This window comes from Geodermatophilus sp. SYSU D01176 (assembly GCF_054050015.1).
The window spans coordinates 1-12,888 of record NZ_JBJGYN010000045.1 but is presented as its reverse complement, the minus strand read 5'-3'; the positions used below and the strand labels follow the sequence as shown (position 1 = coordinate 12,888).

9 protein-coding genes are annotated in these 12,888 nt (G+C 74.8%); 5 read left to right on the top strand and 4 right to left on the bottom strand.

The genetic code is table 11. The annotated features are described in order from the left end of the window. Positions 1-101: 101 nt before the first annotated feature. Genes ACI78Z_RS19670 through benA form a run of 4 tightly spaced genes read right to left on the bottom strand, consistent with a single transcriptional unit; the run spans position 102 to position 7,538 of the window. Positions 102-2,828 (bottom strand): LuxR C-terminal-related transcriptional regulator, encoded by a 2,727-nt coding sequence (locus tag ACI78Z_RS19670; RefSeq protein ID WP_457038235.1) that lies wholly within the window; start codon positions 2,826-2,828, stop codon positions 102-104. 28 nt (positions 2,829-2,856) lie between these two features. Further along, positions 2,857-5,592, bottom strand: coding sequence for a benzoate 1,2-dioxygenase electron transfer component BenC (gene benC, locus ACI78Z_RS19665; RefSeq protein ID WP_457038234.1), 2,736 nt, complete (start codon positions 5,590-5,592; stop codon positions 2,857-2,859). Between the two features lie 12 nt (positions 5,593-5,604). Next, the gene (gene benB, locus ACI78Z_RS19660; protein ID WP_457038233.1) at positions 5,605-6,156 is read right to left on the bottom strand and encodes a benzoate 1,2-dioxygenase small subunit; all 552 of its coding nucleotides are present in this window, start codon (positions 6,154-6,156) and stop codon (positions 5,605-5,607) included. 5 nt (positions 6,157-6,161) lie between these two features. After that, the gene (gene benA, locus ACI78Z_RS19655; protein WP_457038232.1) at positions 6,162-7,538 is read right to left on the bottom strand and encodes a benzoate 1,2-dioxygenase large subunit; all 1,377 of its coding nucleotides are present in this window, start codon (positions 7,536-7,538) and stop codon (positions 6,162-6,164) included. Between the two features lie 250 nt (positions 7,539-7,788). Here benA and ACI78Z_RS19650 point away from each other — a divergent pair, with 250 nt between their 5' ends. From ACI78Z_RS19650 to ACI78Z_RS19630, 5 genes are all read left to right on the top strand, one after another. Further along, positions 7,789-8,733 (top strand): LysR substrate-binding domain-containing protein, encoded by a 945-nt coding sequence (locus ACI78Z_RS19650; protein WP_457038231.1) that lies wholly within the window; start codon positions 7,789-7,791, stop codon positions 8,731-8,733. After that, positions 8,730-9,833 (top strand): mandelate racemase/muconate lactonizing enzyme family protein, encoded by a 1,104-nt coding sequence (locus ACI78Z_RS19645; protein ID WP_457038230.1) that lies wholly within the window; start codon positions 8,730-8,732, stop codon positions 9,831-9,833. Before ACI78Z_RS19650 ends, ACI78Z_RS19645 begins: the two co-directional genes overlap by 4 nt. Positions 9,834-9,932: 99 nt before the next feature. Next, positions 9,933-10,787, top strand: a complete 855-nt coding sequence (catA, locus tag ACI78Z_RS19640; protein WP_457038229.1) for a catechol 1,2-dioxygenase — start codon at positions 9,933-9,935, stop codon at positions 10,785-10,787. Next, complete coding sequence (gene catC, locus ACI78Z_RS19635) at positions 10,784-11,146, top strand: muconolactone Delta-isomerase (protein WP_457038228.1); 363 nt, start codon at positions 10,784-10,786, stop codon at positions 11,144-11,146. Before catA ends, catC begins: the two co-directional genes overlap by 4 nt. Positions 11,147-11,333: 187 nt before the next feature. Continuing rightward, a complete protein-coding gene (locus ACI78Z_RS19630; protein ID WP_457038227.1) occupies positions 11,334-12,734 on the top strand; it encodes an MFS transporter in 1,401 nt (466 codons plus the stop codon). The last annotated feature ends 154 nt before the right edge of the window (positions 12,735-12,888 follow it).

The following is a 12,888-nucleotide window of genomic DNA, read 5'->3' as shown; positions in this document are numbered from 1 at the left end:
GTGCGCGGGAGGGCGAGGTGACCGTAGCCCCTCCGGGCCGTGGTCGGTGCCACCCGCCGGACGACGGACGCGGACGCCGCCGACCGGGGACGGGCGAGCCGTCACCGCTGCGAGCGGGCGAACCGCGCGGCGAGCTCGGCGCGCGACCGGACGCCGAGCTTCCCGTAGACCCGGGTCAGGTGGAACTGGACGGTCTTGACCGACAGCAGCATCGAGGCGGCCACCTCCTTGTTGGTCAGGCCGGTCGCGACGAGCGTGGCGACGGTCCGCTCCTGCTCGGTGAGGGCCTCGGTGCCGGGCTCGGCCGTCCGGGGGGCGGGCCGTCCGGTCTTCAGCTCCCGGTCGCAGCGCTCCACGTAGACCTGCGCACCCAGCGCCGCGAAGGACTGGCGGGCGGTGGTGAGCAGCGCCGCGGCGTCCCGTCGCCGGCCGGCCCGGCGCAGGGTGGTGCCGTGGGCGAAGGCCACCCGGGCCCGCTCGTAGGGCATCGGCAACCCGGCCAGCCGGTCCCGCGCGCCCTCGAACGCCTCCTCCGCGCCCGGGAGGTCCCCGCGGGCGGCGAGCAGCCGGCCGCGGACGTAGCCGAGCCGGGCCGCTGCGGACCGGTGTCCCCGCCGGCGCACCGTCGCCTCGTGCGGGACCAGGAACGCCTCGGCCTCGGGGAGCCGGCCGCTCAGCACGAGCGCGTTGGCGTAGACGTCGTGCCACGGCCAGAACCCGGGCTCGTCGAGGCCGCCGCGCGGTGTCCGGAGGGCGAGGGGGGTCAGGTGGCGGACGACCGCGTCGTAGTCCGACGCCGCCTCGGCCACGGACGCCCGGGCGAGCAGCGCGGGCACGGTCATGACGGTGTAGTCGTGCTCTCCCGCCCCGCCCAGCCGCAGGTGGCGGTCCGCGGCCTCCGCCTCGCCGCGGAGCGCCCGGACCTGCGCCCCGGTCCAGTGCACGAGGGGGCGCAGCAGGTCCAGCCCCGTGGTGCCGAGCAGGACCTCCGCCTGGGTGACGGCGTCCAGCGCCCCGGCCCAGTCGCCGAGGACGAACCGGGTGCGGGCCAGCCACACCAGGGCCCACAGGGAGATCCGGTTCGAGCCGGTCTGGCGGACGGTGGGGACGGCGAACTCGAGCTCGCGCCGGGCGGCCTCGGGCTGGTCCTGGGCCAGGGACAGCCAGCCCAGCCCCATGCGGGCGCGCTGGTGCTGGGGCCCGGACGGGTTCTCGGCCACCGCCTGCCGGTAGGCGGTGAACGCCGCGTCGACCGCCCCGCGGGCGGCGTGCCCCAGGCCGACGATGGCGCGCGACTCGACCGCGGCCGGGGAGCCGGGCTCGGCGTACTCCCCCGCCCGGCCGGCCCACCGGACCAGCTCGTCGCCGTCCCAGTCGGCCAGCGCGTGCAGGACGTGGCGCTGGCAGACCACGGCCGCCGCGTCGCGGTCGGCCCCCCGGGACCGCCAGGCCGTCTCCAGGTAGGAGACCGCCTCGGCCCGGCGGCCCCGCTGCACCGCGACGTAGGCCAGCACCGCGTCCCGCCGCGGGCCGGGCGGGAGCGCCTCGACGTCCGGGAGCGCCTCGACGGCCTGGTCGAGCAGGCCGGCCCCGGCGAGCGCGTCCACGGCCTGGATGAGCCGGCCCTCGCGCTCGGCGCGCGAAGGACTGATCCGGCTGGCGTCGACGAGCGCCTCGGCGACGGAGGCCCAGGCGCCCTCGTCGGCCTTGCGCCGGGCCAGCTCGACCAGGTGCGCGGCGAGGCCGGCGTCGGGCAGCGGCGCCGCCTCGACCCGGTGGCGGAGCCGCTCCAGCTCGTCGGGGACGACGTCGGCCGCCCTGGAGTGGAGCCGGTGGCGGGCGCCGGGGCCGAGGGTGGCGTGGACGGCGCCGCGGACGGAGCGTTCCGGGAAGGCGAGCGCGTCCAGGCCGGAACCCGCGGCCGGGGCGAGGAGTCCCGCGGCCCAGGCCTCGTCGAGGGCGCGGATCGGCTCCGGCAGGCCCGCCAGCGCCGCGGCGTCCGCGAGCGCCGGGGTGTCCCCCAGCACGGCCGCGCTCTCGACGAGCGCCCGGGCCTCCGGCGAGCACCGGTCCAGGGCCCGCTGGACGCGGGACTGCACCCGGCTCGGGACCGGGAGCTCGGTGCGCCGGTCCGACCAGCGGTCCGGCGGGGTCTCCCGCAGCAGCTCCAGGAGGTCCCGGGGGATGCCGGCGGTGTGGTCGCGGAGCCGCCGGGCGACCGGTGTGGGCAGGTCGGTGGCCGCCACCCGGGCGGCCAGCAGCCGGATCTCCTCCAGCCCCAGGGGCCGGACCGGCACCCGGACGGCCGGGATGCGGTCGAGCAGGTCGACGACCCCGGGGTCGCCCGGAGCCGGCCATCCGGTGGCCCGCACGAGGACCGCCAGGACGGGCACGCCGGGCACCCGGGCGACGGCGGAGCCGATCGCCTGCAGGGAGACGGGATCGGCGCAGTCGGCGTCGTCGACGGCGACCACGAGTCCCGCCTCCCCCGCGTGCGCCGCCCACCGCCGGGCCAGGGCGGCGCCGAGGTCCACCGGGTCCCCGGCAGGTCCGCCGCCCGGGGGCTCCGCCGGCCCGTCGGCGAGCAGCCGCCGGGCGAGCTCCCCCGGCCGGCGGCGCTCCCAGGGCAGGGCACCGGCCGCCGATCCCGGCAGCTCCGCGTGCCGGCGCAGGAACCGGCTCAGCAGGGTCGTCCGGCCGCTGCCGGCGGGACCCTCCACCACGGCGACCACCGGGCCGCCGGAGCGCGCTTCGTCGAGCAGCGACTCGAGCTGCGCCGACTCGGCGGTCAGGCCCACGACGTGGACGTCGTCGTCCCCGGGGATCACGCCGACACCGTAGGTCCGCGCGCCGGGCTCAGCCCAGGTCGCCGCCGGCGACGGGCAGCACGGTCCCCGTGATGTACGAGGCCTCCTCCGAGGCGAGGAACGTGATCGCCGCGGCCTGCTCGTCCAGGGTGCCGTACCGCTTCATCAGCGAGGAGTCCACGGTCTGGTCGACGATCGTCCGGTACCAGGCCCGCTCCTGCTCGGTCTCCGGCGCCGGCCCCCGGGGCGTCCGGCGGGGTGGGGCCTCGGTACCGCCGGGCGCGGTGGCGACGACCCGCACGCCGTGCGGGGCCATCTCCAGCGCGAGGGCGGTGGTGATCGCGTTGACCCCGCCCTTGGCGGCGGCGTAGGGGATCCGGTTGAGCCCCCGGGTGGCCACCGAGGAGACGTTGACGATGGTGCCGCGGCCCCGCTCGACCATGTGCGGGACGACGGCCCGGCAGCACCACAGCGTGGGCCACAGGGACCGGTTGATCTCGGCCTGGATCTGGTCGGGCGGGTAGTGCTCGAACGGCTTGGCCCAGATCGTCCCCCCGACGGTGTGGACGGCGACGTCGATCCGGCCGAACCGCGCCAGCGCGGCCTCGACGACCGCCGTCGCGCCCTCCCAGGTCTCCAGGTCGGCGACCACCGGGAGCGCCTCGGCGCCCGGCCGGGTCAGCTCGCTGGCCAGGTCGCGCACGAGCTCCGCCCGGTCGGCGAGGACGAGCGCGCCGCCCTCGGCGCTGATCCGGCGGGCGGTGCGCTCGCCGATCCCCTGCCCCGCGCCGGTCACGAGGACCACCTGGCCGGCGAACCGGCCCGGGGTGGTGAACCGGGGGCGTCGGCCCTCGGCCCGCTCGCGCATCGCCCGGCGGGTGGTCTCCTTCGACCGCTCCGCGTGCTCGGTGATGAGGGTGCGGGCGCGCTCGCGGTCGCCGTTCCGGAACGCCTCGACGATGTCGAGGTGGTCCTGCGCGCACCGCGGGTGGACCCACGTGGCCGAGCGCAGCGACTCCTCCATGTGCCCCTTCACGCCGAGGGCCTGGTAGGCGCGCAGCAGGTGCTCGTTGCCGGTGAGGGAGAACAGGTAGTCGTGGAAGGCGGCGTTGGTCTCGGTGTACGCCGCGGCGTCGACGAACCGGTCGCCCTCGACGTAGGGCACGGTCGCCTCGGCCAGCACCCGGTAGCCGACGAGCTGCTGGTGCGTCAGGCGGCCGATGGTGAGCTCGAACGCGCCGAGCTCCAGCGCGCGGCGGGCGTCGAAGACGGCATCGGACTCGTGCACCGCCGGGTGCTCCTCACCGATCTCGTACCCGTCGGCCGTGACCGCGGAGCTCCCCTCGGTTCCCGCCGGCTCCATCTCCGCGTCCGCCCGGTCGGCCGGCGCCTCGGGCGCCGGTGGGACCAGCTGCTCCAGCGCCGCCTCGGGCAGCATCTCCTGACCGGCGACGGCGCGGCCGCCGACGGTGGGCGCGAGGTCGTCGGCGTCGTCCACGGGCCGGACCTCACCGGTGGCGGACGGCTCCCCCACCTGCTGTCCGGCCACGCGCCACATCTGCGCCGGCGACTCGGCAGGCGGCCCGGCCGCGCCGGCGGCGAGGGGCGGCAGCTCGACCGGCGGGAACAGGACCTGCCCGGCCGACGTCCGGCCCTCCCGGCCGTGCAGGGCCAGCAGCTCGGCGACGGTGTCCGGGACGACGACCGGCACCGGCGGCGGCTCGGGAGCGACCGCCTCGGGCTCGGGTCCGGCGACCTCCTCGGCGGCCGCGGTCGGGGCCGCGGCCAGGGCGAACTTCTCGTAGTAGAAGCCCGAGGGGGTCACCCCGAGGCCGGCGACGTGCGTGCGGACCGCCTCCACCATGGCCGGCGGGCCGCAGAGGTAGACGGCGGCGTCGCCGTCGTGCAGGTGCTCGGGGCCCATCAGGCCGGTGACGTAGCCCTGGTTGGGTGCCGTCGTCGCGGGGTCGGCGACGCAGTAGTCCCAGGTGAGCCCCTCGATGCTGCCCGCGAGCTGCTCGAGGGTGGCGATCTCGACCAGGTCGTCGTCGGTCGTGACGCCGTAGACCAGGTGCATCCCGCGGTCGCTGCGGTTGCCCGCCAGCGTCCGCAGGATGGACAGGACCGGCGCCAGCCCGGTGCCGCCGGCCAGGAGCAGCAGCGGGGCGTCGGACTCGCGGAGGAAGAAGCTGCCGTGCGGCCCGGTGAAGCCGATCTCGTCCCCGACCCGGGCGCGCTCCTCCAGGTACGTGGACATGACGCCGCCGGGCGTCAGCTTCACGAGGAAGGTCAGTGCCTCGTCCTGCGGGGCGCTGCTGAAGGAGTAGGAGCGCGACTCCCCGGTGCCCGGGACGGCGATGTTGACGTACTGCCCCGGGAGGAACGCCAGGGCGTCCCGGTCGTCGATCTCGACGGTGAGGCCGACCGTGGTCGGGGAGAGCCGGTCCAGCGCGGTGATGCGACCGCGGTGGGTGGCGGCGCTGGTCTTGGCCACGGCCGAGGTCGTCGGGATCTGCAGCACCAGGTCCGACCGCGGCTTCATGCTGCAGGGCAGCACGTAGCCCTGGGCCGCCTCGTCGGCCGAGAGCGCGTCCTCGAGGTAGGTGCCCCCGTCGAACTCGCCGGACTCGCAGAGCGACTTGCAGGTCCCGCAGGCGCCGTCGCGGCAGTCCAGCGGGATGTTGATCCGCGCCCGGTAGGACGCGTCGGCGACCGTCTGGTCGCCGCGGCAGGTGATGAACCGGGTGACCCCGTCCTCGAACGCCAGTGCAACGCGGTGGTCCACTTGGATCGCTCCTCAGAGGTGGTAGACGTCGACGACGTGGTGGATGTAGTCGTTCTTCAGCACCACGGTCTTGCGACGGATGAGGGGCGCGGGCCCGGAGAAGTCGATCGTGTAGAACGACGTCCCGTAGTAGGGGTCCACGGTCTTGTACCGGAAGTACATCGTGTGCCAGTTGAACCGGACGTCGACCAGGTCGCCCCGGCGCTCGATGACCTCGACGTTGGTGATGTTGTGGCTGGTGCGCGGCTCGGGCAGTGACGTCGCGCTGGAGCGCTCGGTGCGGATGCGGAAGACGCGGTCCTCGAGGCCGCCCTTGTTCGGGTAGTAGATGAGCGACATCTCCCGGTGCGGGTCCTCGGTGAGCCGGTCGTCGTCGGCCCACGACGGCATCCAGAAGACGACGTCGTCGGCGTAGCACTCCAGCCACTTCTCGAACTCGCGGTCGTCGAGGTAGCGGGCCTCGCGGTAGAGGAACTGCTCGATCGCGTTCTGGGTGATGGGCTTCCCGCCCGCGGGCGCTGCCGCGGCCGGGGGGTGGTGCACGGGGTTCTGCGTGGCGGTCATGACGGTCAGCCCTCCGGAGTCGCGGCGGGCGCGCCGGCCTGCTTCTCGAGCGCGGCGCGCATGGTCTGCAGCCAGTAGCCGTGCTGGATGGGGTAGAGCCCCTCGTCCTCGTTGCGCTGCCCCGCGGAGATGACGCCGTCCATGCCGAGGGACGTGGCCACCTCGTCCGGCCCGTTGAGCCAGTGCTCGGCACCGCGGCTCATGTCGTTCCAGGGCGCGGCGGTGGCCCGGAAGGTGAGCTGGCAGGAGCGGAACTCCTCCAGGTCGTCCGGGGTGGCCATGCCCGAGGCGTTGAAGAAGTCCTCGTACTGGCGGATCCGGTGCTCACGGGCCTCGGCGCTCTCGCCCTTGGGCGCGATGCAGTAGATGGTCACCTCGGTCTGATCGGGCGCGATCGGCCGGAAGTGCCGGATCTGGGTGCTGAACTGGTCCATCAGGTAGACGTTCGGGTAGAGGCACAGGTTGCGGGAGCCCTTGACCATGAACTCGCCCTTGGCCTCGCCGAACTGGGCCTTGAGCTCGTCCATGCGGTCCCACAGCGGCCGGTCCTGGGGGTTGGCCGCCCAGGTCCACAGGCACAGGTGCCCGTTGGGGTAGGACCAGTAGCCGCCGCCGGACTTGCCCCAGCCGCCGGCGTCCAGGGCCTTGGTCGTGTTCTTCGACTCGCCGGTGCTGCGGCGGGAGGTCGTGGCCGCGTAGTTCCAGTGGGTCGCGCTGACGTGGTAGCCGTCGGCGCCGTTCTCGGCCTGCACCTTCCAGTTGCCGTCGTAGGTGTAGGTCGAGGAGCCGCGCAGCACCTCCAGCCCCTCCGGCGACTGGTCGACGAGCATGTCGATGACCTTGGTCGTGTCGCCGAGGTGCTCGGCCAGCGTGCTGACGTCGGGGTCGAGGCTGCCGAAGAGGAACCCGCGGTAGCTCTCGAACCGCGCCACCCGGGTCAGGTCGTGCGAGCCGTCCTTGGCGAAGCTGGCGGGGTAGCCGGCGCCGTCGGGGTCCTTGACCTTCAGCAGCGCCCCGTCGTTGCGGAACGTCCAGCCGTGGAACGGGCAGGTCAGCGTCATGCGGTTGTCCGTCTTGCGGCGGCAGAGCATCGCGCCGCGGTGCGCACAGGCGTTGATGAGGCAGTGCAGCGCACCGCTCCTGTCGCGGGTGATGACGACCGGCTGACGGCCGATGAAGGTGGTGAAGTAGTCCCCGGGGTTCGGGACCTGGCTCTCGTGCGCGAGGTAGACCCAGTTGCCCTCGAAGATGTGGGTCATCTCCAGCTCGAAGATCTCCTCGTCGGTGAAGATCCGACGGTTGGCGCGGTAGACCCCGGCCTCGGGGTCGTCGATGACGGCGTCGGCGAGGACGTCGCGGAGCTGGGTGGCATCGACTGTCATGGCGGGGCCTCCGGTCGGTCGGACGGTGGAGCGGGCAGGGGATCGAGCGGTGCCTCCCACTGTTCGTGGCCCTCGTCACGTCCGCGCCAGCACTTCACCCAGTCCTGACCCAGGGTTCTTCCAGACGCTGCACGTCTCAATCAGGCAGAACTCGGTCTTTGTGCCTACATGGGTCCCGGTCCTACGTTGGCTGCGTCACAGCGACGCACCCCCGGTCAGCCGCCCGGGGACACCTCGGGAGGAGGGGGACGTGGAGATCCGGCAGCTGCAGTACTTCGTCACCGTGGCGCAGACCCGGCACTTCGGCCGGGCCGCCGAACGGCTGCACATGGCCCAGTCCCCGCTGTCGCAGGCGATCCGGCAGCTGGAGGCCCAGGTCGGCGCCACCCTGTTCGACCGGACCACGCGCCGGGTCGAGCTCACGCCCGCGGGTGCGGCGCTGCTGCGCGACGCGGAGCGCATCCTCGAGTCGGTTGAGGCCGCGCAGACCCGGGTGCGCCTGGTCGGCGCCGGCAGCGCCGGCCTGCTCCGGGTCGGCGCGACCGGGCTGGCCGCGTACCGCCAGCTCCCCCAGCTGGCCCGCATCGCCGCCCGGGAGCTGCCCGCCCTGGTGCTGCGGTTCGAGCCGGACCTGCTCACCCCCGCCCAGGAGCGGGCGCTGGAGGAGGACCGGATCGACCTCGCCGTCCTCCGGCCCCCGCTGCGCCGCGCCGGCCTGGCGTCGCGCCTGATCACCCGGGAGCGGCTGGTGGTCGCGGTCCCGCGCAGCCACCGACTCGCCGGGGACGAGCCGGTGCGGCTGGCCGAGCTGCGGGACGAGGACTTCGTCGGCTACGGCGTCCCGGACTCTGTCGTGGACGGCGCCGTGACCCGGGCCTGCCTCACCGCCGGCTTCGTCCCGCGGCGGGTGCACGAGGCCGCGCAGACCTCGATCGTGCTCACCCTCGTCGCCGCCGGCCTCGGCGTGGCCGTCCTGCCGGAGTCCGTGCTGGCCCTGCGGGTCGACGGCGTGCAGCTGGTCCCGGTCGCCGACGACGTGTCCATCGACCTGGCGCTCGCCTGGCGCCGGGAGGACCCCTCCCCCGCCGTGGCCCGGCTGCTCCGCGCGCTGGAGGCCAACGGCTTCACCACCCCCGACGTGGACCTCCCGACCCCGCCCGCACCGCTCGACGCCCCCCTGGGAGGAACCCGGTGAAGATCGTCCGGATCGAGGCGATACCGTTCGCGATCCCGTACAGGAAGCCCCTGCGCTTCGCCAGCGGCGAGGTGCACGAGGCCGACCACGTGCTCGTGCGGGTGCACACCGACGACGGCGTGGTCGGCGTCGCCGAGGCCCCGCCGCGGCCCTACACCTACGGCGAGACGCAGGAGTCGATCGTCGCGGCGGTCGAGAAGCTGTTCGCGCCGGACCTGGCCGGGCTGACCCTGCTGGAGCGCGAGACCGTCCACGCACGGATGGACCGCACCGTCGGCAACCCGGCCGCGAAGGCGGCGGTGGACATGGCCCTCTGGGACGCCCTCGGCCGGACGCTCGACCTCCCGGTCACGGCGCTGCTCGGCGGCTCCACCGACCGGATGCGGGTCTGCCACATGGTCGGGTTCGCCCCGGACGCCGAGATGGTGGCGGAGGCCGAGCGGGTCCGCGACACCCACGGCATCCGCGTGTTCAAGGTGAAGGTCGGCCGGCGTCCGGTCGAGCTCGACGTGGGCGCCGTCCGGGCCCTGCGGACCGCGCTCGGCCCGGACGTGGAGCTCTACGTGGACGGCAACCGCGGCTGGACGCCGTCGGAGGCCGCCCGCGCGCTGGACGCGATGGCCGACCTGGGCCTGACGCTGGCCGAGGAGCTCTGCCCGGCCGACGACGTGCTCGGCCGCCGCTGGCTCACCGCGCGGACGACGGTGCCCACGGTCGCCGACGAGAGCGTCCCCACCCCGGCCGACGTGACCCGCGAGCTCCTCGCCGGCGCCGCCACCATGATCAGCATCAAGACGGCCCGCACCGGGTTCACCAGGTCGCAGGCGATCCTGCACCAGTGCGAGGGCCTCGGCGCCGAGGTCGTGATCGGCAACCAGATCGACGGCCAGGTCGGCACCGCCTGCAGCGTGGCCTTCGGCGCCGCCCACCGGTCCTCGTCCCGCCGGGCCGGTGAGCTCTCCAACTTCCTGGACATGAGCGACGACCTGCTCACCGAGCCGCTGGAGATCTCCGGCGGAGAGCTCGCCGTCCGTCCGGGGCCCGGGATCGGCATCGAGATCGACCCCGACAAGCTCGCCCGCTACCGCCGGGACCGCTGAAGAAGAGAGAGGACCCCGTCCTCCTCACCGCTCGCACGCTCGCGGTGAGCCTCGGGACGGGGCCACCGCACCCCATCCGCACCGACGAAGGAGAACACCGTGTCCGCAACCACCGCCCCCAGCCCGACCGCGGCCGGCTCCGGCCGCAACGCCACCGAGCGCTTCGCCCAGAAGCAGCGCTCGACGGCGGAGGTCGACCACGCCCGCGTCTCGGCGATCGCCACCGACGCCATCACCGCCCTGCACGAGGTCATCCGCAAGCACCGGGTGACCTACACGGAGTACGACGCGCTCAAGGCGTGGCTGATCCGGGTCGGTGAGGACGGCGAGTGGCCGCTGTTCCTGGACGTCTGGATCGAGCACGTCGTCGAGGAGGTCGCCAACGCCGACCGCAAGGGCGCCGTCGGCACCATCGAGGGCCCGTACTACATCCCGGGCTCGCCGGAGTTCCGCGGCGAGGCCACCCTGCCGATGCGCGACGGCGAGAAGGGCACGCCGTTCCTGTTCCAGGGCACCGTCACCGACCTCGACGGCACCCCGGTCGAGGACGCGCGGGTCGAGCTGTGGCACGCCGACGACGACGGCTTCTACTCCCAGTTCGCGCCGGGCATCCCGGAGTGGAACCTGCGCGGCACCGTCGTCACCGGGGCCGACGGCCGGTTCGCGTTCCACACGGTCAAGCCCGCGCCGTACCAGATCCCGACCGACGGCTCGTGCGGCGCGCTGATCGCGGCGGCCGGCTGGCACGCCTGGCGGCCGGCGCACCTGCACCTGAAGGTGTCCGCGCCCGGCAAGCAGCTGGTCACCACCCAGCTGTACTTCGCCGGCGGCCAGCACGTCGAGGACGACGTCGCCCAGGCCGTCAAGCCGGAGCTGGTCCTGCACCCGACCCCGCCCGCCTCGGGGAAGGGCGAGGAGGTCACCTACGACTTCGCGCTGGACCCCGCGGCGTGACGCAGCACTACGCGGTGCGGATGGACGTCGCGCTGCCGCCGGACATGGACCCGGCGGCACGCGACGACCTCCTCGCCCGGGAGAAGGCCTACTCGCAGCGCTGGCAACGCTCGGGCCACTGGCCGCACATCTGGCGCTGTGTCGGGCAGTACGCCAACCTCAGCGTCTTCGCCGTCGAGAGCAACGAGCAGCTGCACCAGATCCTGTGGGGCCTGCCGCTGTTCCCCTACATGAGCATCACGGTCACGCCGCTGTCCCCGCACCCGTCGGACATCGCGCAGGACCCGGCGCAGGACAGCACCGCGCAGGAGAGCACCGCGCAGGACCCGGCGCCGGGCGGCACCGCGCGGGCCGACTGACCCACCGCACGACCCGCACCACCGCACGACCCGCACCACTGCACCACCGGACCGCCCGGCGTCCGACACCTCCGCCCGGCGCACCCTCCCCTCCCCCACCCGTGGCGACGTCGGTCGCCGGGTGCCCCCTGCCCTGCCACGGCCACCGGCCGTCTTCGAGCCAGGGCCCGTCCCGAGGAGAACAGCAGTGGCACCAACCCCGCAGGACGGGGCCGTCCGACCGGACGCGCTCCGCCGCAGATCGGTCACCTGGATCGTCTCGCTCGCCACGGTCGGCCTGGTCTTCGACGGCTACGACCTGGTCGTCTACGGGACCGTCGTCCCTCTCTTCCTGCGCGACCCCGGACAGATCGGCGAGGTGACGCCCGCCCTGGCCGGTGCGCTGGGCAGCTACGCCCTCATCGGCGTGCTGGTCGGCGCCCTGCTGGCCGGCAGCGTCGCCGACGTCATCGGCCGGCGGAAGGTCATGCTCACCGCCTACGCGTGGTTCTCCGTCGGGATGGCCCTCACCGCGCTGGCCACCACCGCCACGACCTTCGGCCTGCTGCGCTTCGTCACCGGTATCGGGGTCGGCGCGCTGGTCGCCACCACCGGGGCACTCGTCGCGGAGTTCGCGCCCGCGGGCAGGAAGAACCTGGCGAACGCGATCACCTACTCCGGGGTGCCGCTGGGCAGCCTGCTCGCCGCCCTGCTGGCCATCCTGCTGCTGGACGCCATCGGCTGGCGCGGCATGTTCTGGATCGGCGCCCTCCCGCTGCTGACCCTGCTCCCCCTGGCCTTCCTCAAGATGCCCGAGTCGCCGGCCTGGCTGGCGTCGCGGGGCCGTCTCGACGAGGCGCGGGCCGTCGCCGCGTGGACCGGGGTCTCGCTCGCCGTGCCCGTCGCCGAGGGTCCCCGGGTCCCCGAACCGGCGGTCGAGGGGCGCGCTGGATTCGCCGGGCTGGCCGGCCGCACGTACCTGCTGCCGACCCTCCTGCTGGGCCTGCTCAGCGCGACCGGTCTGCTGCTGGTCTACGCGCTCAACACCTGGCTGCCCGAGCTGATGGGCCGCGCCGGCTTCTCCACCAACGGGTCGCTGGCCTTCCTGCTGGTCCTCAACGGCGGCGCGGTCCTGGGCGCGCTGGCCGCCTCCCGGTTCGCCGACCGGTTCGGGCCCAAGCCGGTGGTGGCCGCGTCCTTCACGCTGGGTGCCGCGGCGATCGCGCTGCTGACCGTGAGCCTCCCGCTGGGCGTGCTCCTGGCGTTCGTGGCGGTCGTGGGGCTGGGGACGAGCGGGACGCAGATCCTCATCTACGGCTTCGTCGCGACCTACTACCGCACGAACGTGCGCAGCGCGGGCGTCGCCTGGTGTGCCGGGTTCGGCCGGCTCGGCGGCATCGGCGGCCCGCTCATCGGCGGCCTGCTCGTCGCCTCCGGCATCGCGCTCAACTCCATCTTCTACGTGCTGACCGCCCTGGCCGTCCTCGGCGCACTGCTCACCCTGCTCGTGCCGACGGCGGACGCCCGGCACGCGCAGGCGGCCCGCCGGGCGGCGCCGGCCCGGCTCGCGGTCGAGCCGGGCGACCTGCTCGCCCGCACGGCCGAGTAGCGGGTCGGCGTCCACGCACACACCGGGCCGGGGGGGGGGGGGGGGGGGGGGGGGGGGGGGGGGGGGGGGGGGGGGGGGGGGGGGGGGGGGGGGGGGGGGGGGGGGGGGGGGGGGGGGGGGGGGGGGGGGGGGGGGGGGGGGGGGGGGGGGGGGG